This window comes from Mesorhizobium sp. P3_A2 (assembly GCF_056403115.1).
Genome location: NZ_JBFUGC010000013.1, coordinates 112,535 through 133,173 on the forward strand (window position 1 = coordinate 112,535; position 20,639 = coordinate 133,173).

17 protein-coding genes and 1 tRNA gene are annotated in these 20,639 nt (G+C 63.8%); 7 read left to right on the top strand and 11 right to left on the bottom strand.

The features are described 5' to 3' along the window. Positions 1-33: 33 nt before the first annotated feature. Complete coding sequence (locus tag AC1DXM_RS26060; protein WP_477237552.1) at positions 34-4,029, bottom strand: PAS domain S-box protein; 3,996 nt, start codon at positions 4,027-4,029, stop codon at positions 34-36. 295 nt (positions 4,030-4,324) lie between these two features. Here AC1DXM_RS26060 and AC1DXM_RS26065 point away from each other — a divergent pair, with 295 nt between their 5' ends. The 3 genes from AC1DXM_RS26065 to AC1DXM_RS26075 all read left to right on the top strand — a co-directional run bounded on the left by AC1DXM_RS26065 (position 4,325) and on the right by AC1DXM_RS26075 (position 5,639). After that, a complete protein-coding gene (locus AC1DXM_RS26065) occupies positions 4,325-4,783 on the top strand; it encodes a phasin (RefSeq protein WP_112561969.1) in 459 nt (152 codons plus the stop codon). A 348-nt stretch (positions 4,784-5,131) separates the two neighbouring features. Next, positions 5,132-5,208: transfer RNA gene (locus tag AC1DXM_RS26070), tRNA-His, on the top strand. Positions 5,209-5,384: 176 nt separating this feature from the next. Beyond that, positions 5,385-5,639: a hypothetical protein gene (locus AC1DXM_RS26075; RefSeq protein ID WP_477237554.1), complete on the top strand. Its 255-nt coding sequence runs from the start codon at positions 5,385-5,387 to the stop codon at positions 5,637-5,639. 36 nt (positions 5,640-5,675) lie between these two features. Here the strand turns inward: AC1DXM_RS26075 and AC1DXM_RS26080 are convergent, their stop codons facing one another. Together AC1DXM_RS26080 and xseA are read right to left on the bottom strand one after the other, a co-directional pair. Continuing rightward, positions 5,676-6,794, bottom strand: coding sequence for a DmpA family aminopeptidase (locus AC1DXM_RS26080; protein WP_477237556.1), 1,119 nt, complete (start codon positions 6,792-6,794; stop codon positions 5,676-5,678). 8 nt (positions 6,795-6,802) lie between these two features. Beyond that, the gene (xseA, locus tag AC1DXM_RS26085) at positions 6,803-8,410 is read right to left on the bottom strand and encodes an exodeoxyribonuclease VII large subunit (RefSeq protein WP_477237559.1); all 1,608 of its coding nucleotides are present in this window, start codon (positions 8,408-8,410) and stop codon (positions 6,803-6,805) included. 122 nt (positions 8,411-8,532) lie between these two features. On the opposite strand from xseA, the gene AC1DXM_RS26090 reads away from it, so the two are divergent. Further along, on the top strand, positions 8,533-10,749 hold the full coding sequence (locus AC1DXM_RS26090) for a bifunctional diguanylate cyclase/phosphodiesterase (protein WP_477237561.1): 2,217 nt from the start codon (positions 8,533-8,535) through the stop codon (positions 10,747-10,749). A 6-nt stretch (positions 10,750-10,755) separates the two neighbouring features. Here the strand turns inward: AC1DXM_RS26090 and AC1DXM_RS26095 are convergent, their stop codons facing one another. Then, positions 10,756-11,712 carry a LysR substrate-binding domain-containing protein gene (locus AC1DXM_RS26095; protein WP_192248162.1) on the bottom strand — a complete coding sequence of 319 codons (957 nt, stop codon included), beginning with the start codon at positions 11,710-11,712 and terminating at the stop codon, positions 10,756-10,758. A gap of 176 nt (positions 11,713-11,888) precedes the next feature. Here AC1DXM_RS26095 and AC1DXM_RS26100 point away from each other — a divergent pair, with 176 nt between their 5' ends. Next, the gene (locus tag AC1DXM_RS26100) at positions 11,889-12,179 is read left to right on the top strand and encodes a DUF1127 domain-containing protein (protein WP_477237563.1); all 291 of its coding nucleotides are present in this window, start codon (positions 11,889-11,891) and stop codon (positions 12,177-12,179) included. 182 nt (positions 12,180-12,361) lie between these two features. Here the strand turns inward: AC1DXM_RS26100 and AC1DXM_RS26105 are convergent, their stop codons facing one another. From AC1DXM_RS26105 to AC1DXM_RS26120, 4 genes are all read right to left on the bottom strand, one after another. After that, on the bottom strand, positions 12,362-13,411 hold the full coding sequence (locus AC1DXM_RS26105) for a DUF937 domain-containing protein (RefSeq protein ID WP_477237565.1): 1,050 nt from the start codon (positions 13,409-13,411) through the stop codon (positions 12,362-12,364). Positions 13,412-13,501: 90 nt separating this feature from the next. Beyond that, positions 13,502-14,875 (bottom strand): glutamate--cysteine ligase, encoded by a 1,374-nt coding sequence (locus AC1DXM_RS26110; protein WP_477237567.1) that lies wholly within the window; start codon positions 14,873-14,875, stop codon positions 13,502-13,504. Between the two features lie 141 nt (positions 14,876-15,016). Further along, entirely contained in the window at positions 15,017-15,751 is a 735-nt protein-coding gene (locus tag AC1DXM_RS26115; protein ID WP_477237569.1) for a 16S rRNA (uracil(1498)-N(3))-methyltransferase, read from the bottom strand. A 31-nt stretch (positions 15,752-15,782) separates the two neighbouring features. Then, positions 15,783-16,430: a hypothetical protein gene (locus AC1DXM_RS26120; protein WP_477237571.1), complete on the bottom strand. Its 648-nt coding sequence runs from the start codon at positions 16,428-16,430 to the stop codon at positions 15,783-15,785. Positions 16,431-16,516: 86 nt separating this feature from the next. Between AC1DXM_RS26120 and AC1DXM_RS26125 the strand changes: the two genes are divergently transcribed. After that, the gene (locus AC1DXM_RS26125; RefSeq protein WP_477237573.1) at positions 16,517-17,215 is read left to right on the top strand and encodes a type 1 glutamine amidotransferase; all 699 of its coding nucleotides are present in this window, start codon (positions 16,517-16,519) and stop codon (positions 17,213-17,215) included. Positions 17,216-17,490: 275 nt separating this feature from the next. Next, a complete protein-coding gene (locus AC1DXM_RS26130; protein ID WP_006206855.1) occupies positions 17,491-17,631 on the top strand; it encodes a hypothetical protein in 141 nt (46 codons plus the stop codon). On the opposite strand, the gene AC1DXM_RS26135 is transcribed toward AC1DXM_RS26130, so the two are convergent. The 3 genes from AC1DXM_RS26135 to AC1DXM_RS26145 form a co-directional block, all read right to left on the bottom strand. Further along, positions 17,628-18,395 (bottom strand): metallophosphoesterase family protein, encoded by a 768-nt coding sequence (locus tag AC1DXM_RS26135; RefSeq protein WP_477237575.1) that lies wholly within the window; start codon positions 18,393-18,395, stop codon positions 17,628-17,630. The genes AC1DXM_RS26130 and AC1DXM_RS26135 overlap by 4 nt on opposite strands. Before the next feature lie 157 nt (positions 18,396-18,552). After that, entirely contained in the window at positions 18,553-19,689 is a 1,137-nt protein-coding gene (locus tag AC1DXM_RS26140) for an alpha-hydroxy acid oxidase (RefSeq protein ID WP_477237577.1), read from the bottom strand. A gap of 12 nt (positions 19,690-19,701) precedes the next feature. Next, entirely contained in the window at positions 19,702-20,499 is a 798-nt protein-coding gene (locus AC1DXM_RS26145) for a FadR/GntR family transcriptional regulator (RefSeq protein WP_112561983.1), read from the bottom strand. Positions 20,500-20,639 lie beyond the last annotated feature (140 nt).

Genomic DNA, 20,639 nt, shown 5'->3' on the forward strand with positions numbered 1-20,639 from the left:
CTTTTCTTTGTGCCGATTCTGGATGGAGCGGCTCTATTCCGCCAGAACACGCGTTGAAGGGAAGGCGACCTCGACCAGCGTGCCTTCGCCAGGCGTCGAGGTGATGGTGAAGCGGGCGCGGTTGGCTTCCACCATCGCCTTGGTCAGCGGCAGGCCGAGGCCAGTGCCGTCGCCGCGTCCGCGCTTCAGCGCGTTGATCTGCTTGAACGGCTTCAGCGCCTGCTCGATCTCGGCGTGGCTCATGCCGATGCCGGTATCGCGCACCCGCATGACGACGTCGCCGGAGGTTTCATAGGCGGTCGACACGATCACCTGGCCGCCGGCCTGCGTGTAGCGGATGGCGTTGGACAGGATGTTGAGCGCGATCTGGCGCACGCTTCTGAGGTCGGCGACCACTTCCGGCAGCCGCGAAGCAAAGCTGGAGCGAATGATGACGCGTTCGCGATTGGCCTGCGGCTGCATCATCGCCACCGTCTCACCCAGCGTATCGTTGAGCGACACCGCCTCGTAATCCATCTCCTGCTGGCCGGCCTCGATCTTCGAGATGTCCAAGAGATCGTTGACGAGGTCGAGCACGTGGTTGCCCGAGCGGTTGATGTCTCTGAGATAGTCGCGGTAACGGTCATTGGCCACCGGACCGAATTTCTCATCCACCATCAGCTCGGAGAAGCCGATAATGGCGTTGAGCGGCGTGCGGATCTCGTGGCTGATGCGCGCGAGAAAATCGGTCTTCTGCGAGGAGGCGCGCTCGGCCACCGCGCGCGCCTGGGTCAGGTCCTCTTCGGCTCGCTTCCACTGCGTGATGTCGCGCACCACGGCGCAGAAGCCGCTGTCGTTGGGCAGCCTGCCTATGGTCATGAACAACGGAATGAAGCGCCCTTGCGCCTCCCGCCCGATCACCTCGCGGCCATCATTCATGACGCTCGCCACGCCGGGCTCGGACAGGCCGTTGAGATAGTCGCGCGCCGCGCGCTGGCTTTCAATGGCAAACAGCGAAGCGAACGGCTTGCCGGTCACCTCGTCGCTGTCGAAGCCGAACAGCGCCTCGGCCGGCCGGCTGATCGAGCGGATATCGCCGTCACGGCCGATCAACACGACGCCATCGGTCGCGGTGTCGATGATGGTGCGCATTTCGGCAATGCGCGATTTGAGCTCGGAAACGTCGGGCTGCGTCTGTTCTTCAGCTGCGACATGCGCAGCCACCGGCGCCTCATCGTCGCCGGTGCGCCGCACCACCAGCATCAGCGCCTTGCCGCCGCGCCACGGCACCGAACGCAGGATGGCTTCAATCGGAAATTCCTGCCCCTCGCGTGTCTTCAGCCGAAGCGCGTGGTCGCTTTCATCTGCCGCTTCAGAATAGGGATCGGCAAATAGCGCGTCGAGGCCGCCAGCATCGCTCAAATCCTCGAGCGTGTCATAGCCGGTGAGGCCGAGGAATTCCTCATTGGCGTAGTGAAGCTCGTCACCGGAATGGATCAGCAGCGGCACCGGCAATCTGCCGAGCAACGAGGTGTCCGGCGCCTTGTGTTCATCTCCGGCCGAAAATGCCGAGGGCACGAACCCTTCAAGCTTGAGCGGCGGCACTTTTAGGCGCGGCGGTGCTGCCGGCGCCGTGTCCGCAGCGCCGGCCTTATCACCGTCTTGCACGGCCGAACCGGTCGCCTCGCCAGCCGGCGCCCAATCCTCGTTGTCCTCGGCATCGCGGAAATCGGCGGCAGTCATGCTGTCGTCTTCGCCGGCATCGGCCGGCGCCTCGGCGACAGCCGGCTGTGGCTCCACGGCCTCGACGATTTCCTGAGCTTTCGTCTCAGCCGGTTCTGAAGCCGGCGTCGGTTCGCTGTTGGAAGACGTCGCTTCGTCGGCTTCGCCGGTGACGGATCCTGGTTCGGAATCGGCATAGTCGAGCAGCGAGCGCGAGACTATCGGCGCCTTCGCCACGCCCGCATCCTTGACCACAGCACCTTCGTCCGGCTCGGCGCCATCGAGTCGCGCCAGATCCTTTTCGTCCTCTACGTCGCTTTCCGGCGGTTCGGCCTCAGCCGTCTCGCTTTCGGGTGCGGCTGCCGAGGGCTCAACTGTGGCAGCCGGGACGGTCTCGTCCGGGCTCAAGGCCTCCGGTTGCTGGGCTGGCGCGGCCGTTTCAGCCTGGTCCACCTCGACATGATCCGGCTTGGGCTGATCTGCCTTGGCGTGGTCCGGCCCGGCCTGGTCCGGCGCCACCTGAACTGGCTTGACAGGTTCGGCCGGCTTGCTGGTCTCCGGCTGCTCCGGCGGAGGATTGTCCTTCTTCAGCCGCTCCCCGATCTCTCGGAAAGCGCTGCGTTCCAGCGTCGACAGGCCCTTATCATTGGCGGGCTGCCGATGCTCGGCCAGCCGAATGACCTTGTCGGCGAAACGCCGTTCCTGCTTCGGCACGATGGTCAGTGCAGGCACTTCGCCCTCGAACGGATCGGCCGCCTTGGGAGCTTCCGCCACAGTCTCTTCCGGCGCTGGCTCAACTGCTGCCGGTGGTACGCCATTGGGAACCAGCGCCATGCCGATCGCTTCCGGATCGACCACCGCGTCGCTGGCGCGGGCGACGCCGAACCCACGGAACCCTTCGAAGGCGCGGCTGCGGCCATAGACGGGCAGTGCCGCCAGATCGACAGGAATCTTCAGGTCCGTGCCGGCCACCGGCCACAGCACCGAGCGGCCCGACCAGGTGTCGCGCCGTTCGAGCAGGCCGGCGATCTCGCCAGAGGCATCGAGGCCGAATGTTGTCGCGACATCCTTGAAGCGGCGGCCGATCACATCGGCGGCGGGCTTGCCGACGATGTCGGTGAATTCCGGCGACAGCGCGCTGAATTTGCCCTCGGCGTCGGTGCGCCAGACGAAGCGCAGCGGCGGCGCCGTGCGGTCGATCGCGCGGGCGGGCGCACCCGGTCGGGTTACGTCAGAGGGCAGGGTGGGCGAGGTGGCAACAGTGGTGTCCGGCAGCGCATTCTCGGCCGAGACAACCGATTCCGGCTCGGCTTGTGCCGGGCTGTCCGGCTCGCTCGCCTGCGGCTCTTCGCCGGCATGGAAGTACCAATGATCATGTTGCACAGGCGCACTGTCGTTGGCTGCCTGCTCGCGGCCGGTCGGCTGCTGGCGATCATCTGCCTTTGGATCGGTTAACGCCGAAGCATCATGCTCAGTCGCTGTCGGAGCGGCCTCGGCGACGTCTGGCACGACCGCGGGCGGTGCGCCCTGATTCCCGCTTGCTGCGGGTTGGTCGGCTACTGCATCCGCCGTTACTGCGTCGTCTGGGGCGGCTTGCATCGGGCCCGCGTCCTGCCGCGCTGCAGCAGGTTCGGCATCCAGCTCACCGACGGGATTTTCCTCCCCGAGCTGATCCTCGTCGATGACCACCAGCAGATGCCTGGACTCGGTCAGACGGGCAAAGCCCGCCGGATAGGACGAGGTACCGCCCGGGACCAGCCGCTTGACGATGCGGTCGTCCTGGCTCGCAACATCGGCGACAAGCGCCGCCAGCGTCTCAGGCCGGATGGCGAGCGCGGCAAAACCATCCGAAGCCGCCTCGACGGTGCCTGCGGCGTCGACAAACGCGATGAAATGGCCGTCTTCGTTAAAGCCGCTGATGGCGCGGGCCGCAACGTCGGCAGCACTGCGCGAGCCGGACTGCGCTGCCGGCAGCGCCAGCATGATGGCGCTTTCCCCGTCCGGCATGGTCACCGCACTGGCCAGGAAGCCGACAGCACGGCTGGTCATGCCGGTCGCCAGTCGCACCGTGATGGCGCGATCGCTGCCGATCTTCGGGAAGCCGGCGGTCGCCATGATCTGCCGCCTGGCGATCAGCGGCAGCTGTGCCGAGGCGCCGATGATGGCTTCGATATCGGGATAGCCGAACACCGCCGCGCCCGGCCCGTTGGCCCAGATCACCTGTTCGAGGTCAGCCGACAGAATCGCGATCGCGTCGCCGGCGGCGAAGCGCTGGCGGACCGCGTCGAGCACGGCGACATCGAGGAAAGAGTAGTTCTCGGACGGCATGCGCTTGGCGGACCCTTTCGGTGAAACCTCTTGGCGAACCTACAAGGCGGGCAATTTGCAGTTAACGCTTTGTTAATAAAAGCCCGCGCGGCGAAGGTCCACAAGCCGTGGCGGAAAGCAGACGGAATCTCTGGCCTCTTGGTTAACGGCCCTTGGGTAGCCCGGTAACGTTGCGGAAGAAATTTATGGTGCACTGCAACAAAGATATTGCATCGCACAAAAAAACCGCTATATTGCCATCATACATGAACGAGACGGCTTTCTGTCAAAGCCGCTACCCTCGAAAGGATGGAAAATGACCAAGGCCAAGACCGCTGAGACCATCGAAAACGTTGAATTCCCGAGCTTCGACGCCTCCAAGGCGACCGACCAGATCCGCGCTTTCGCCGAAAAGGGCGTTGAGCAGTCGAAGGAAGCCTATTCCAAGCTGAAGACCGGCGCCGAAGAGACCCAGAAAGTTCTGGAATCGACCTTCGAGACCGCCAAGACCGTTTCCAGCGACCTGTCGCTCAAGACCATCGCCGCTCTGCGCGCCAATGCCGAAGCCGGCTTCTCGCATCTTGAAGCCCTGATCGGCGCCAAGTCGTTGTCGGAAGTCGTCGAGTTGCAGACTGCCTTCCTGCGCAAGCGCGTCGAGTCGACCGTCGAGCAGGCCAAGGAATTCCAGGCCGTTGCCTCGAAGGCTGCCGAAGACGTCTCCAAGCCGGTCAAGACCGCTTTCGAGAAGGCCCTGAAGGACATCAAGGCCGCCTAATAATTGCGCACAACTCTACGATGCATCAAAACGTCGCATTTCGTCAGACAAATAGATGTGCGATAGAGTTGTCCAGTGAATACCCGGCGAGTGGAACCTCCTCCCTCTGCTCCCCGGGGTGACCAGCCAGCACCTCCTCCCGCTGGCTCGTAACAGGAAAAGGCCGGCACCTCCTCCCGCCGGCCTTTTCTTTTGCCTGCTGAAAAGCGGTGCCCGCTCGAGGAACCGGGCTTTGCCTTATCAAAGGCCTTGAATTAGACTCTGATAGACCGTATTGGACGCATCGCCGAACGACAGAGCGGATCTCGGAGAATGAATTTTTCACCACGATCTGGCTCAGGCGAACGTGCCGTTGTAGCTCAGATGGTTAGAGCGCCGGATTGTGGATCCGGAGGTCGCTGGTTCGATCCCAGCCAACGGTACCACTCCATCAAACAATCAGAACGTGCTCCTTGAACCCTTCCCTTCATTCGGCTTTGTGGACCTCGGGCAAGATCGGCTTGCCGGGCGAAGCCGACTCGGTTCGAATGCGAGCATGCATCCTTTATCAGGTGCGGACGTTTACGATTACCAACCGGCATAGCCGCCAGGGAAAAGCAGTATGAGTGAACATGCGATCGAGTTTTTGCGCGGGTGGATTGGTGAAAAGGTCCATTGCCAGCACTCGCCGGTAAAGATCGAGAAGCAGGCCGAGACCCTGGCCAAGGAATGCGCCGCCAAGGCGGCCGAGGTCGGCATCCCGCTGGAGGATATCCAGGAAGAAGTCGGCGACATCCAGGAGTTGATCGCCTCGCGGCTCGAAGAGGCGGCCGAGGCCGACCAGAGCAACACGAATCCGGGCAAGCCTGCCGAATAAATGTCAGGCCCGGCCGCCAGAGCCGGGCGCTCCCATCTACCCAAATCGATCTTTCAGCCAGGCCTTCGGCAGCGCCGGCACGAAATTGCCGTCGCGCCCGCTCATATCCTCATTGGCGACCATCGCATTGAGGATCGCCTCTTCCACACCCTGCACCACCGCATCGAAGAACGGGTCGATATCGACGTCCGGAATGTAAGCGGCGCTGGCCGTCTGTCCTGACGGCGCAAGGGCTGCTTGCGGATTGGCCGTCGTGAAGGCCAGGAAGATGTCGCCCGAACTGTGGTAGCCGAAGCCGCCGGTCATGGCGATGCCGAGCGGCACACGCCGCGCCAGCCGCTTCATCTGATGCGGCAGGAACGGCGCGTCGGTGGCGACGATGGCGATGATCGAACCCTTCTCGGCGCGCGGCGTGCCTTCGCGCATCGCCGGTTCCATCAGATCAGGTCCGACGCGCGCGCCGCGCAGCGTGAAATTGTGCCGCTTGCCGAAATTCGCCTGCACGAACACGCCGACCGTATGCCTGATGCCCTGCCATTCGACGATGCGCGACGCCGTGCCCGAGCCTGCCTTGAAGCCGAAGGCGATCATGCCGGTGCCGCCGCCGACGCTGCCTTCCTCGATGGCTCCGCCGGTGGCACCGTCGAGCGCGGCTTCGACATGTTCGAAGCCGACATGATGGCCGTTGATGTCGTTGAGGAAGCCGTCATAGGTTTCCGCCGCCACCGGCAGCCCCCAACCACTGTCGAGTGCAGCCGGCAGCACGCGTTGCATCCAGCGCAGCGTGCCGTCGCGGGTGACGCCGCAGGAATGCGTGTTGGTGATGGTGACCGGCAGGTTGAAGGCGCCGACCTCCTCTATGATATGCGAGCCCGTCAGCTCGCCATTGCCGTTCTGGCTGAACACGCCGGCAAACACCGGCGTGGCGAGCTCCGCCAACGGTCGCGGCAGGATGGCGGTGACGCCGCTGCGCACCGGTCCCGTGCCGACCTTGAGCGGACCATCGCCTGAGATCAGCGTCGCATAGCCGACGCTCACGCCGGGCACGTCGGTGATGGCATTGAAGCGACCTGGCGTGCCGTCAAAGGCAATGCCGAACGCACGGGCGCGCGGCTTGCCGGCCGGCGTTTGAAGATGCGGGTCGTGTCCGGCCATGCCGTCCTCTAGAAAAGCGAGCCCTGATTGCCCGGTTCTTTTGGTTTGCTGGGGGCAGCCTTGGTGACCGCGGGCTTGCTGGCAGGCGGCGTAGCCGGTTTGGCAACTGCCTTCGGCTGCCCCGTGCCGCCGGTCGCAACCGCATTCGTGGTGCCGTCGGCGAACTCGATTTGCAGCGACGCGCCCGGCGCGACATCCGCCGCCAGCTTGATCACTGCGCCTTCAGCGTCCTTGACCAGCGCGAAGCCGCGCGCCAGCACCGCCTTGTGCGACAGCGTCGCCAGCAGCCGGTCAGCCTGGGTCAATTGTCCGCGCAGCCGGTCGAGCCGTCGCGAAACGGCATGATCCTGCCGGCGCGTCAGTGCGGCCAGCGCGTCCGCCTGCAATTTCTGCCGCCTGGCGATCGGCGCCGGCGACAGCCGCTTTGCGGTGCGCGAAAACCGGGTGCGCCGTTCGCGCACGATGCCGAAAAATGCCGCTTGCGCCCGCGCCAGGTCGCGTCCGGTCAGCGTGCGTGCCTCGTTGATGCGTCGCGACAGAGTGGCCGGCGTCAGCCGCTGTCCCTGAAGCTTGGTCCGCTTGCGCTCGATGCTGACCGACAGCGCTCGGCCGAGCCGGCTGGTTGCCTCGTCCAGGCGCCGGCGCGGCAGCGCCAGCAACTGGTCGGGCGAGGGGAGCGCGCGGGCGGCCGCACGCGAGGCTTGCCGTTTGCGTTCGAAATTGCGCAAGACCGCCGCCTTGAGCCGCGCGCCAAGACTGGCAAGCGTTGCTTCGAGGTCCGCTTTCACCGGCACCGCGATCTCCGCAGCGCCTGTTGGCGTCGGCGCCCGCATGTCGGCGACAAGGTCGATCAGCGTCCAGTCGGTCTCATGGCCGACGGCCGAAATCACCGGGATGCGCGAGGCGGCGACGGCACGCGCCAGACCTTCATCGTTGAACCCCCAGAGGTCTTCCAGGCTGCCGCCGCCGCGCGCCACAATCAGAAGGTCGGGCTGGGCAATGGCGCCATCCCAGGCCAGCGCGTTGAAGCCGTTGACGGCGGCCGTCACTTCCGCGCCTGCCGTCTCGCCTTGGACTCGCACCGGCCAGACCAGCACATGAAGTGGAAAGCGGTCCTTGATGCGGTGAATGATGTCGCGGATCACCGATCCGGTAGGGGAGGTGACGACACCGATGGTGCGTGGCATGAACGGCAGCCGCCGTTTGCGGCCGGCGTCGAACAGCCCCTCGGCCTGCAACCGCCGCTTGCGCTCTTCCAAAAGCGCCATCAGCGCGCCGGCGCCGGCCGGCTCGAGATTATCGATGACGATCTGGTAGTTGGATTTGCCGGGATAGGTGGTGAGCTTGCCGGTGGCGATCACCTCCATCCCCTCTTCGGGGCGGAATTTCAGCCGGCTCATCGTGCCTTTCCAGACCACCGCATCGAGCCGCGCGCGGTCGTCCTTGAGCGTGAAATAGGCATGGCCGGAAGAGTGCGGGCCGCGATAGCCGGAGATTTCGCCGCGCACCCGCACATGGCCGAAGACATCCTCGACCGTGCGCTTCAGCGCGCCGGAAATCTCGCTCACCGTGTATTCGGTGGCGTTTGTGCGTGATTCGGATGCTGCGTCGCTCATCGGCCGATTGGGGGACGGTTGTGCGCCCGCGTCAAGGCTGCTGCAGCCCATGACCGATTTCATAACGTGATCTTAAGCCCGACTTGATTGGCTCTACGGCAAAGGGAGCCAGCCAAAGACGCATGAACGCACGCGCAAATCGCAGTCCATTGACGCATCAAGTCACATTGACGGTGCTGGCGCTCGGCGTTTTCGCGCTGGCGATGGTGCTTGGTTTTGGCTTCTACGCCACCATGCAGGCCGACCATATCTCGCTAGAACGGCAAAAGATCTTTTTCGCCAATGGCCTTCAGGATCAAATCGCCGCAGTGGAGCGCGAGCAGGAAAGTATAGCCGTCTGGGACGATGCCGTCGTCAACGCCAAAGCCGGCAACCAGGACTGGATGATCGAGAATCTCAGCGTCTGGATGTATTCCTACTATGGCCACAACCGCGTCTACGTGCTGGATGACGCCAACCGGCCAATTCACGCGATGCGGGAAGGCAAGGTCATGGCGCCGAGCGCCTATGCCGAGGATGAATCCGTTCTGCTGCCCACTATTGAAAGGCTGCGCGCGCTGATCGCTAGGCCGCCAAACGACAATCAGACCGGCGGCGGCCCGGTCAAATTGGTCGCCGAAGATCTGGTGTCGCTTGGCGGGGAGCCTGCCATCCTCAGTGTCATGCCGCTGGTGCCGAGTACCGACCGCGTCACCCAGGCGCCGGGCAGCGAGTACCTCCATATCTCGGTGGAGTTCATCAATGATGTGGTTATCGGCAAGATCGCCGAAAAATATCTGCTGGCCGGCGCGCGCCTGCTGCCTTTTTCGCAGCCCGTAGGGTCGGCCGCCATTCCGCTGGTCGATTCGCGCGGCATCATCCTGGGCTATATCGGCTGGGACCAGGAGCGTCCCGGACTGACCCTGGTACGCAAGGCCGGCCCGTCTCTGATCGGCGCGATGCTGCTCGCCGCGAGTGTTCTGACATTCCTGTTACGACGCCTGCGCCGCGCGTCATCCGCGCTGCAGACCAGCCAGGACCAGGCACAATATCTCGCTTTCCACGACACGCTGACGGGTCTTCCCAACCGGGCCCTGTTCGAGGACCGGCTGCGGCGCGCCTTGTTGACGGCCAGTCACGACACGGCCAAGGTGGCCTTGCTTTACCTCGATATCGATCGCTTCAAGCACGTCAACGATACGCTAGGCCATCCGGCCGGTGATCAACTCGTGCGCCAGACCGCTGCCCGGCTGGCGCAGACGATCCGCCAAGTCGACACCGTGGCCCGCCTCGGCGGCGATGAGTTCGCCCTGATCCTGATCGACGTCCGCGATATCAGAACCGCTGAAGATATTTCTGAAGGGCTGCTGCAAAAGCTGCGGGAGCCCTTCAAGCTGCTCGACGATCAGGTCTTTATCAGCGCCAGCATTGGCATCGCCTTGTCGACGGGTCCCGACGCCGATGCCGACGATCTGCTGCGCAAGGCCGACATCGCGCTCTACGAAGCCAAGAAGAACGGCCGCGGCCGCTATCAGGTCTTCGCCGGCGACATGGACGACCTCCTACTGCGCAAGCGCAAGGTCGAGAGCGAGTTGCGCAATGCCTTGAATGGTGGAACCGGTATCAAACTCGCCTATCAGCCAATATTTGCGGCCGACGGCAAGACGATCCTCGGAGCCGAAGCGCTGATCCGCTGGGCGCACGAGGTCCATGGCGCATTGCCGCCGGCGCAATTCATCGCCATCGCGGAAGAACGTGGCTTGATCGGCCAGCTCGGCGGGTGGGTGCTGCGCGAAGCTTGCCGCTTTGCCGTCAGCACCGGATTGCCATGGCTGGCCGTCAACGTCTCGCCGCTGCAATTGCGCGACGCGGGTTTCGCCGATCAGGTTGAGTCGATCCTTGCCGAGACCGGGCTGGCGCCGGGCCGGCTGCAGCTCGAGATTACCGAAAACGTGCTTTTGGAAAACAGCGATGCGACCAGAATGGCGCTCGCCAACCTGCGCCGGTGGGGCGTCGGCATCGTGCTCGATGATTTCGGCACCGGCTATTCGTCGCTGAGCTATCTGCGCCGCCATGCCATCGACAAACTCAAGATCGACCGCTCCTTCGTGCGGCTTCTCGACGGCGACGGCAATTCGGGCGCTATTGTCAAGGCACTGATCGATCTCGCCGGCGCCCTCAACGTCGAGGTTATCGCCGAAGGTGTCGAGACCGAAGCGCAAAAGGCGCTGCTGGTCGCCATGGGCTGCCAGCAGCTGCAGGGTTATCTTCTGTCGCCGCCGCTGGAGTCGGGGCAATTGCTGGCGCTGCCCGGCCTCTCGTCGGCCAACGCAACGGCGCCGGCGGTCGCATCGGCCTGATCCGCCCTACCAGCCCGGCAGGATCTGGTTCGGCTTGCTCCGCTTCATCTTGGCGAAGGCAAGTGCTGCAAAATCGAAGCTTCCCGTCTCTTCGCCGAGCGGCACGGAAATGTTGTCGAGGCTTTCCGAGATGTGCCGTGCCAGCGCGTCGACAATCTCCGGCCGCGAGGTCTGGCCGCGCATGATGCCTATGCGGCAGTCGGGCAGGACACCGAAACCGTCGGCTTCGCCCAGTACCCGCATGCCGGGCCGCAGCGCGCATTCCGGCAGCACCGAGATCGCCAGCCCCGACAGCACCGCGGCGGTGATGACGGTCGCCGAGAAGCTGGTGAACAGGATGCGATAGTCGCGGTTCTGCCGGTCGAGCACATCGACGGCGGCGCGCCGCCAGATGCAGTTCGGCCGGCCGAAGGCCATTGGCAGCACTTCCTGTTCATGCGTGGCATGGTTGGCCGATGTTACCCACAAAAGCGGTTCGCGCCGCACTACTTCCGACTGGCCGCGCGTATCGTTGTGCGTCACCAGCGCCAAATCGAGATTGCCGCGCTTGATATGCTCGACCAGCCCCGGCGTCGGCTCGCAGATGACGGTCAGCTCGACGCGCGGATTGGAGCGCGTGAAGCGCGCCATGATCTCGGGCAGGAAGCGGTCGGCATAGTCGTCAGGCGTGCCGATGCGGATGGTGCCTTCGAGCCGCCGGTCGTCGAAGGCGGCCAGCGTCTCGCGGTTGAGATAGAGCAGGCGCCGTGCATAGGAGAGCAGCTTGTCGCCTTCCTCGGTCAGCCTGTTGGTGCGGCCGTCCTTTTCGAACAGCGGCTTGCCGATCCGCTCTTCCAGCCGGCGCATCTGCATCGACACCGCCGACTGGGTGCGAAGCACTTCCTCGGCGGCGCGGGTGAAGCTGCCGGTGTCGGCGATTGAGATGAAGGTCTGCAGCTGGTCGAGATCGAGTGGCGCTTTCATCGGTCCAATCCATCACTAGCGTTGATGCTAAAGATTAGAAACATTCGTTGGATTAATCAATCGCGTCGTGGCAAATTCCTGACATCCACATGAAGGCATGTGAATCGAGACCGGAACGGCGCTTCTCCCAGCACTGTTTGCCCGGCTTCGTCCGCTCGACTCCGAAGGAGACTGACATGACCACGATCGATTTCGCCACCGAGACCTCGCGCATCACCTCGCGTCCGGCCGTTGCGACGCGCGTGGCCAATGCTTTTCTCAACGCCTTCCAGGCCTGGAAAAATCGCCGCGCCTTCTATCGCCTTGGCGAGATGTCCGACGCCGAACTCGCCGATATCGGCCTGACGCGTGCCGACCTCCATGTCGCCATCGATGTGCCTTTCGGCGCCGATCCGACCGTAAAGCTGCGTACGATCGCCAGGCATCGCGCCGATACGATCGAGGATCTTGCCCGCAAGGTAGCCTGATCGGCAGCACTTTGTTTCGGTCGCCGTGAACCTTTCTGCGGCTCGCGGCGACCAAGAAGTATCGCAGGCGTCCCCACTCCCTGCCGGATCCCCGCCGGCCAGCCTGCACATTGGCCCGGTCCTCCTCCAGGACCGGGCTTTTCTTTTAGCTCAACGTCGAAGCCGCGCAGGCCGTTGTTGGACTACCGCCGGTCCATATCCCGCTTGAACTGGTCGAAGATCGTTTCCACGCCCTTCTGATACTCGTCGCGCTGCTGGGCACCGGTCTCGAACATTTTGCCGAAAATATCGTCGAACGGATTTCGCGGCCTGCCGCTGGGATTGGCCTGCGGTTGCGGCGCCTGGCGCTGCTTCGCCTGGGGCTGCTGCGGCGTTGGCTGCCCGCTTGGTTGCCCACCGGGCAGACCGAAGCCGCCGCCACCACCTTGCCGCAACATCTCTTCAAAAATCTTGCCCAGCGGATTGTCGCCGTAAGGGCTCTGAGTCTGTTGCGGCTGCGTTGGCTGCGCCCGGCCCTGCGGCTGTTGCGCTGCGCCGCCGCCGAACATGTCCTGCAGCACCTTGCCGAGTGGATTGTCGCCATAGGGGTTGGGCGCTTGTTGCGGCTGACTTTGCGGCTGTTGCGCGCCGCCGCCGAACATGTCCTGCAGTACTTTGCCCAATGGGTTTTCGCCGTAAGGATTGGGTGCCGGCTGCGGCGCAGGCTGTGCGCCGCCGCCGGCCTGCCGCATCATCTCTCCGATGATGTCGCCGAGCGGATTGTTGCTGCCGCCGAAGCCGCCGGCGGCCTGCATCTGGCCCCCCATCAACTGGTCTGTCGTCTGCTTGAACAGTCCGCCCATCACCATCGAGGCGATGGCCGGCAGCATCTGCTGCAGGATCTGCTGGCTGACGCCGGTCGCCTGTGCGGCCTGGCTGGCCACGGCGCGCGACAGCTCTTTGGAGCCGAACAGATGACCCAGAATGCCGTTGCCTTCATTGACGCCTTGCGGCGAGAAGGCTCTGGTTGCGTCCTCGAAATATTTGGCGTGCTGGCCGCTTGCCATCGCCGTCATGAAGGCGCCGAGCCCGTAGGGGTCGGCAGTGTTGCGCTGCAGCCCTTGCGAGAAAGCAGGCAGCAGTGCGGCGACCGCGGCCTGTGTCTGCTGCATCGAGAGCCCGTACTGCTGGGCAAGCGCCTGCATGCCGTTGCCGTTCTGGGCCTGCGCCAATATGTCGAACAAGGTGGGCATAGGGTTCTCCTCCGGGAAATCCTCGAGGGAGAGCCTAGTTGGTTTCGATGTTCGATTGAAGCGGCATTTGCCGCGGCTCAACGCGTGGAGTTAATACGCATATTCCATGAACACCGGCTCGATCGAACCGCCCCAGCGCGTGTGGTAGGCCGAGAGCATTTCCTCGGCGCTGGTGGTGCCGCGCGCCACAACTTCGTCGAGCGTGTTGAGGAACGAGGTCTCGTCATAGCCGTCGCGGTTTTTCTTGCCGCGGTTCTTCAGGCCCATGCGCGAAATGACCAGTACGTCGCGGGCGATGTCGCGCAGCGTCGTGTTGCGGAACGGCGCGGAAATGCCTTGTTCCGGCACCGCATTGCGCATCGCCAGCGTTTCTTCATAGGTCCAGCTCGAGGTCAACGCCTCGGCGGCGTCAAGCGCTGCCTCGTCATAGAGGAGGCCGACCCAGAAGGCCGGCAGCGCGCAGATGCGCCGCCACGGCCCGCCATCGGCGCCGCGCATTTCAAGGAAGCGCTTCAGCCGCACATCGGGAAACAAGGTCGACAGATGGTTCGCCCAGTCGCCCATCGTCGGCAGCCCGTCGGGCACTTCATTGCGCGCAGCACCCGCCATGAACTGGCGGAAGGTGACGTGCGTCATGTCGTGATAGTGGCCGTCGCGAATGACGAAATACATCGGCACGTCGAGCGCCCATTCGACATAGTCGGCGAAGCCGAACTCGGGCGAGAAGCAGAATTCGAGCAGGCCCGAACGCTGGTTGTCGGTGTCGCGCCAGATATCGCCGCGCCAGCTCTGCAGCCCGTTCGGCCGGCTGTCGGTGAAGGGCGAATTGGCAAACAGCGCCGTCGACAGAGGCTGCAGCTTCAGCGACACCTGCATCTTGCGGCGCATGTCGGCTTCGCTCTCGAAGTCGAGGTTCACCTGGATGGTGCAGGTGCGGTACATCATGTCGAGACCCTTGCTGCCGACTTTGGGCATGTAGCGGGTCATGATCTCGTAGCGTGATTTCGGCATTTTCGGCGTCTCGGCCAGCGACCATTTCGGGCTGCCGCCGAGGCCGAGGAAACGGATGCCCATCGGCTCGGCGATCTCGCGCACCTGCGCCAGATGCGCATTGCCCTCGCGGCAGGTCTGGTGGATCGTCTCCAGCGGTGCGCCGGACAGCTCGAACTGGCCGCCCGGCTCCAGCGAGATCGCGCCCTGGCCGGTCGGCTCGACCAGACCGATGATGCGGCCATCATCGATGATCGGATCCCAGCCGAGCTTGTGCTGCATGCCTTCGAGGATGGCGCGGATGCCGCACTCGCCGCCATAGGGCACCGGCGCGTTGCCGTCGACATAGAACGGGAACTTCTCGTGCTCCGTGCCGATCCGCCACTTGTCGCGCGGCTTGTTGCCTTCGGCCAGATGCTCGACGAGTTCGTCGAAGTCTTCGATCGGCCGGAAATCGGTTGTGTCGCGCGCCATGGGGCCCCCTCTGCGGCTCTCGGAGCCCGCCGGCGCTAGATGGACGAAATGTCAGCAGCCGATCAAGCAAAAAATCCTGAGCCACAGGTCAACAGGAATTGAATGTGACTGCCTCGCCCGTCCCTTGCAATAGGCGAAGTCTCACCAGTCTCCGAGCGTTGCTTGCATCACGGCAAGCGCCGCAACCGCCGCCGTGTCGGCCCGCAGGATGCGTGGGCCGAGCGGGATGGCGGTGACGAAGGGGAGCGCCCGCAGCATCTTGCGCTCGTCATCGGAAAAGCCGCCTTCCGGCCCGACCAGCAGCGCCAGCTTCTTCTCTTTGATCGCCTGCAAGGCCGACAGCGGATTGTTGGTCGAGGCGTCCTCGTCGCAGAAGATCAGCCGTCGTTCCTTGTCCCAGCCGGAGAGCAGGCGCTCGAACTTTTCGGCCTCGCGCACCTCAGGCACTGCCAGTATGCCGCATTGCTCGGCGGCCTCGACGACATTGGCGCGCAGCCGGTCGATGGAGGGTTTTGCCACTTGCGTGTGCTGGGTGATCACCGGTTGCAGGATGCCGGCGCCCATCTCCACCGCCTTCTGCACGAGATAGTCGAGCCGGCCCTGTTTCAGCGGCGCGAAGCAATAGATCAGATCGGGCAGCGGCGGTTGTGGCCGCTGCTGGCGGAGCACTTTCAGCCGCACCGCCTTCTTCGACTTGGCGGCGATCGCCGCCGACCATTCGCCATCGCGGCCGTTGAAGACAAGGATTTCGGCGCCTTCGCCAAGTCGCAGCACATGCATGAGATAATGGCTCTGCTGCTGGCCGGCATCGAATTCGATACCTGCCGCGAGATCGTCCGGCACGAACAGCCGCTGCATTTTGTAGTTGGCGCGCATCGCCGAGGAATGGGCGAGGCTGTCCCCTGCGTCAAGCCTCGGCGGATGGATGCCACACCGGAAGGTAGCCTTGTTGCAGCACCGAAAGGGAGGTCGCCGGCGTCAGCAGGCGAAGCTGCGGGTCGGCAAAGCCTGCTAACCCCGTCGGATCGCCATAACCCGCGAACGACCAGGGCAGCGCCTTGCCGCCGCGCAGCGCATAGGCGGTGCCTCCATCCGCGATCATTGCCCCGTTGGGCAACCCGGCAAGCTCCTCCACGGTGATATCAGGTGGCTTTCCACCAGACGCCAGCCGCTCCTTGTGCAACTTTTTGTCGACCATTGGCGCGCGCGGCTCGGTCACACCGAAAGCTTTGCCGAAACGGCCGACAAAATCCGTGGCCCGCTCACGCCGGCAGTAGAAACAAGGCCGGTGCCCGGCTGCCAGTGCCGTCACCTCGTCGAGGAAGAACAGCTCGGTCCAGCCGGCCTTGCCACCCGGCCGATTACGGCCCATCGGCTCGCGCCGCACATTGCGAAACTTGCAGACGCAGGTGATCCACGCCCGAAGCGCCCAGCGCTTTTTCAGCAGCGTCTTGGTCTGCGGGTCGTGGATGATGCCGCGATTGCCGGTGAACAGGCCGCGTTCCGGCACCGCATGGATGGCGCCGAACGGATCGACCCGGTTTTGCAGTGGCATAGCTCTCTCCCGAACGCGCATCTTGGCTGCAATGCTGGCGACATGATATCGCTCGTCGCGTCATTTCATGTCAGCAGGGTTTTGCGATGCGAGTGCTGGTGGTCCAGAACTACGACAACACCGGTCTCGGCCAGGTCGGCGCGGCCCTTGCCGAAGCGGGCGCCGATCTCGACCTGCGCCGGCCCTACAAGGGCGATCCGCTGCCTGACGACGCGACCGGGCACGATGCCATGGTGATGCTGGGCGGCGGTCAGAACGCGCTGGCCGACGACGACTACCCCTATTTCCCCGCACTGCTCGACCTGACCCGCGATTTCGCCGCCAAGGATCGCTCTGTGCTCGGTATCTGCCTGGGCAGCCAGCTGGTCGCCCGCACCTTCGGCGGCGAGAACCAGATCGGCGGCGCCTCGGAATTCGGCTGGCACAAGGTGTCGCTGACACCGGACGCCAGGACCGATCCGGTGCTTGGCGCACTGCCCCAGGATTTCCCCATCTTCGAATGGCACGACGACACCTTCGCATTGCCCGAAAATGCGGTGCGGCTAGCCGGCAGCGATATTGCCGCGAACCAGGCATTCCGCATCGGCCGCGCCGTCTACGGCTTCCAGTTCCATTTCGAAGCCGACCGGCCGATGGTGAAGGACTGGAGCACATCCTTCGCACCGCTCATCGCCGAGCGCCATCCCGACTGGCATGATCGGCTCGATGGCGAAATGGCCCGCAACGGCCCCGACGCCGACGCTGCCGGCCTCGCCATTGCCCGCGCCTGGGTGGCGACAATCTGAGCCCAGCGGGCGCGGCCGTTGCATAATTGGCACGCGGCGGGGAATCCGCCGGGGACAACCCCTTTCATCCTTGGTTTGTGGCCGAACGCTATCCTACAAGGCGCGCGCTCTGCATCGGCAATGCAACCGCGATGAACCTTCTGTGTGCTCCGCGCGACACACCGCCGATACAGAATCGACCTACAAGCGCGAAATCGTCGAAACTTTGAGACGAATTCTCCGTTTCAACGCATTGGTAACCGCCTCGTGCCCAGATGCAGGAAGCTCAACTAGAGATGACGTCCGTGAAAGCAGCGCTTCTGTCCTTTGTCATGCTGTCTGCCATCGTGCTGTGCGGTCTCGGCATATATTCCGCCGATGCAGCCAACAACCATCAAGCCGTCGACGGCTACGGCGTCACCGCCGCGCTCCGTTAAAACGCTTTTCCCTGCACAGTCAGGATACGCTTGTCAGCGCCGTCTACGGCGAGCGCGGTGAGCATGCCTGACTGCCAGGCGAGCGTGTCGACATTGACGCGGTTGGGCATCACCTCGGCCTCCGGCACCGGCGTGTGGCCGTGCACGACCACTTTCGGGTAAAGCCCTGGATGGTTGTGGAAGGCGTCGCGAATCCAGATGAGATCCTGCGGGTTCTGGCTCTCCAGTGGCACATCTGGCCTGATGCCGGCATGGCAGAAGAAGAAATCACCGATGCTTATTGAAAACGTCAGCGACCGCAGGAAGTCGACATGGGCATGCGGCACGGCCTTGACCAGTTCGGCGTGCCCCCGCTGCACCGCCTCTGCCTTGCCGAACCAGCGTGCGTGTCCAATCAGGTCAACGCCATAGGATTGTGCCGTCTGCACACCGCCATAGCGCATGAACAGCCCTTCCGGGTCGGGCACGTCGAGAAAATCGAGGAAGCCGATATCGTGGTTGCCGGCCAGCATCAGGTTGCGCGGATCGCGCTTTTGCGCCTCGATCAGGAAATCGATGACGCCCTTGGAGTCTGGCCCGCGGTCGACATAGTCGCCGAGGTGGATGATCCGCCAGTCGGCGGTCGGCTTGTATTCGAGCTCGCTCTCGATCCGGTGGTGCATGGCTTCGAGCAGGTCGAGCCGGCCATGCACGTCGCCGATCGCATAGAGGCGCATGCCGTCCGGCGCGCGCGCATCGAGGTAATGGATGCCGGTCTCGGACAAGGCTGGCGTCGTCTCCGTGGTCCCAGCGAAGCTAGGGCCAATCGGTGAACAAACTCTAGATCAGGATGACGTTTCGTTGAATCGTCATCCTGATCTAACTTTTTGTTGGAGCATGATCTTTTCCCGAAAACCGGTTCCCACTTTTCGGGATCGTGCTCTAGCGCCGCAGCTGGTCCTTGCCCATGTCGGTCACCAGGCGCTTGCCGCACAGCGCCAGCGTGATGTCCATCTCCTTGCGGATGATCTCCAGCGCCAGGGTCACCCCCTCCTTGCCCATGGCGCCGAGGCCGTACAGGAAAGGCCGGCCGATATAGGTGCCCTTGGCGCCGAGGCAGAGCGCCTTCAGCACATCCTGACCGGAACGGATGCCGCCATCCATATGGACTTCTATTTTGTCGCCGACCGCATCGGCGATTTCTTCCAGCGCCATGATCGATGATGAGGCGCCGTCGAGCTGGCGCCCGCCATGGTTGGAAACGACGATCGCGTCGGCGCCGGTCTTGACCGCCATCAGCGCATCCTCCTTGTCGAGAATGCCTTTCAGGATCAGCTTGCCGCCCCAGCGCTCCTTGATCCAGGCGACGTCCTTCCACGACAGCTGCGGGTCGAACTGCTCGTTTGTCCACGAGCCCAGCGAGGAGACGTCGCCGACGCCCTTGGCATGGCCGACAATGTTGCGGAAGGTGCGGCGCGGGGTAGCCGCAATGCCCATCAGCCAGCGCGGCCGCATGGCGATGTCTACAATGTTGGCCAGCGTCATTTTGGGCGGCGCCGACAGTCCGTTGCGGATATCCTTGTGGCGCTGCCCCAGGATCTGCAGGTCGAGCGTCAGCACCAGTGTGGAGCATTTCGCCGCCTTCGCCCGGTCGATCAAATTGAGCACGAAATCCTTGTCGCGCAGCACGTAGAGCTGGAACCAGAACGGCTTCTTCGTCACCGAGGCGACATCCTCGATCGAGCAGATGCTCATCGTTGACAGCGTGAACGGCACGCCAAATTCCTCCGCCGCCTGCGCCGCCAGCATCTCGCCATCGGCATGCTGCATGCCGGTCAGGCCGGTCGGGGCGAGTGCCACCGGCATTGCCACCTTCTCGCCGATCATGGTCGATTCCAGCGAGCGATTGCTCATGTCGACCAGCACGCGCTGGCGGAATTTTATCTTCTGAAAGTCTTCTTCATTGGCGCGGTAGGTGCTTTCCGTCCAGGCACCGGAATCGGCATAGTCGAAGAACATTTTCGGCACCCGCCGGCGCGCCAGATCCTTGAGGTCTGCAATGGTGAGGATGTCGCTCATGGTGGTCTCTCGCTAGCCTGTTGTTTTCGTTCCGTCGCCGGCGTCGGAGCGCTGTTTGAGCCTGAGTCGTGACACGCGCTGCCAGTCGCCGCTGCGCTCGGCCTCGAGCATCGAGCGCTCGACATAGGAAATGTGGTCCATCGCCGCCTGGCGGGCGGCAGCGGGATCGCCGGCCTTGATTGCCTTGTAGATCGCGCGGTGCTGGGCCAGCAGCGCCTCACGCGCGCCGGGCACGCTGAACACCAGCAGCCGGTTTTGGAACACGCCTTCCGACAACAGGCGGTAACAGGAGCGCAGCGTGTGCAACAGGATGATGTTGTGCGCGCACTCGCAGACCGCGTGATGGAACTCGACGTCGATCTCCGCCTCGTCGTCGAAATCGCCGGTGCGGTGCGCCTCGTCCATGCGCGCCATGATGCGGTCGAGCAACGCGATGTCGTCTGCTGTGGCACGCCGCGCCGCATATTCGGCGGCGACGCCTTCGATCTCGCGGCGATATTCCAGATAGTCCGTCACCGCCTTGCGGTGCATGGAGATCAGGTCGGTCACCGGCTTGGTGAACAACTGGCCGATGACATCGGCGACATGGGTGCCGCCGCCGGCCTTGGTCGTCAACAGTCCACGCCCCTCCAGCGCCTTCAGCGCGTCGCGCAGGATCGGCCGCGACACATCGAACTGGCGCGCCAGTTCGCGTTCGCCCGGCAGCCGGTCGCCGGTGCGCAGCACACCTTCCAGGATCAGGCTTTCGATCTGCTGCACCACCTCGTCGGCGGTGCGCGAATGCTCGATCCTGGAAAAAATATCGCTCAACGGGCGCCTGGGAAATCTTACCTGGAGCAGGATGCCGAAAAGTGTGAAGCGGTTTTCGGGACGACATCATGCTCTGCTTCTTGTCGTGCAGATTAAAGCCGGTGTCGCCAACTGGTCAAATTATTTATCCAATTTGCCCG

Bases quoted from the DNA above. Each gene is read 5' to 3' on its own strand.
- AC1DXM_RS26110 (WP_477237567.1), bottom strand. From the start codon at position 14,875: ATGGCGCGCGACACAACCGATTTCCGGCCGATCGAAGACTTCGACGAA.
- AC1DXM_RS26095 (WP_192248162.1), bottom strand. From the start codon at position 11,712: ATGAAAGCGCCACTCGATCTCGACCAGCTGCAGACCTTCATCTCAATC.
- AC1DXM_RS26075 (WP_477237554.1), top strand. From the start codon at position 5,385: ATGAGTGAACATGCGATCGAGTTTTTGCGCGGGTGGATTGGTGAAAAG.
- AC1DXM_RS26125 (WP_477237573.1), top strand. From the start codon at position 16,517: ATGCGAGTGCTGGTGGTCCAGAACTACGACAACACCGGTCTCGGCCAG.
- AC1DXM_RS26115 (WP_477237569.1), bottom strand. From the start codon at position 15,751: ATGCGCGCCAACTACAAAATGCAGCGGCTGTTCGTGCCGGACGATCTC.
- AC1DXM_RS26065 (WP_112561969.1), top strand. From the start codon at position 4,325: ATGACCAAGGCCAAGACCGCTGAGACCATCGAAAACGTTGAATTCCCG.
- AC1DXM_RS26120 (WP_477237571.1), bottom strand. From the start codon at position 16,430: ATGCCACTGCAAAACCGGGTCGATCCGTTCGGCGCCATCCATGCGGTG.
- AC1DXM_RS26060 (WP_477237552.1), bottom strand. From the start codon at position 4,029: ATGCCGTCCGAGAACTACTCTTTCCTCGATGTCGCCGTGCTCGACGCG.
- AC1DXM_RS26100 (WP_477237563.1), top strand. From the start codon at position 11,889: ATGACCACGATCGATTTCGCCACCGAGACCTCGCGCATCACCTCGCGT.
- AC1DXM_RS26140 (WP_477237577.1), bottom strand. From the start codon at position 19,689: ATGAGCGACATCCTCACCATTGCAGACCTCAAGGATCTGGCGCGCCGG.
- AC1DXM_RS26105 (WP_477237565.1), bottom strand. From the start codon at position 13,411: ATGCCCACCTTGTTCGACATATTGGCGCAGGCCCAGAACGGCAACGGC.
- AC1DXM_RS26090 (WP_477237561.1), top strand. From the start codon at position 8,533: ATGAACGCACGCGCAAATCGCAGTCCATTGACGCATCAAGTCACATTG.
- AC1DXM_RS26130 (WP_006206855.1), top strand. From the start codon at position 17,491: ATGACGTCCGTGAAAGCAGCGCTTCTGTCCTTTGTCATGCTGTCTGCC.
- xseA (WP_477237559.1), bottom strand. From the start codon at position 8,410: ATGAGCGACGCAGCATCCGAATCACGCACAAACGCCACCGAATACACG.
- AC1DXM_RS26080 (WP_477237556.1), bottom strand. From the start codon at position 6,794: ATGGCCGGACACGACCCGCATCTTCAAACGCCGGCCGGCAAGCCGCGC.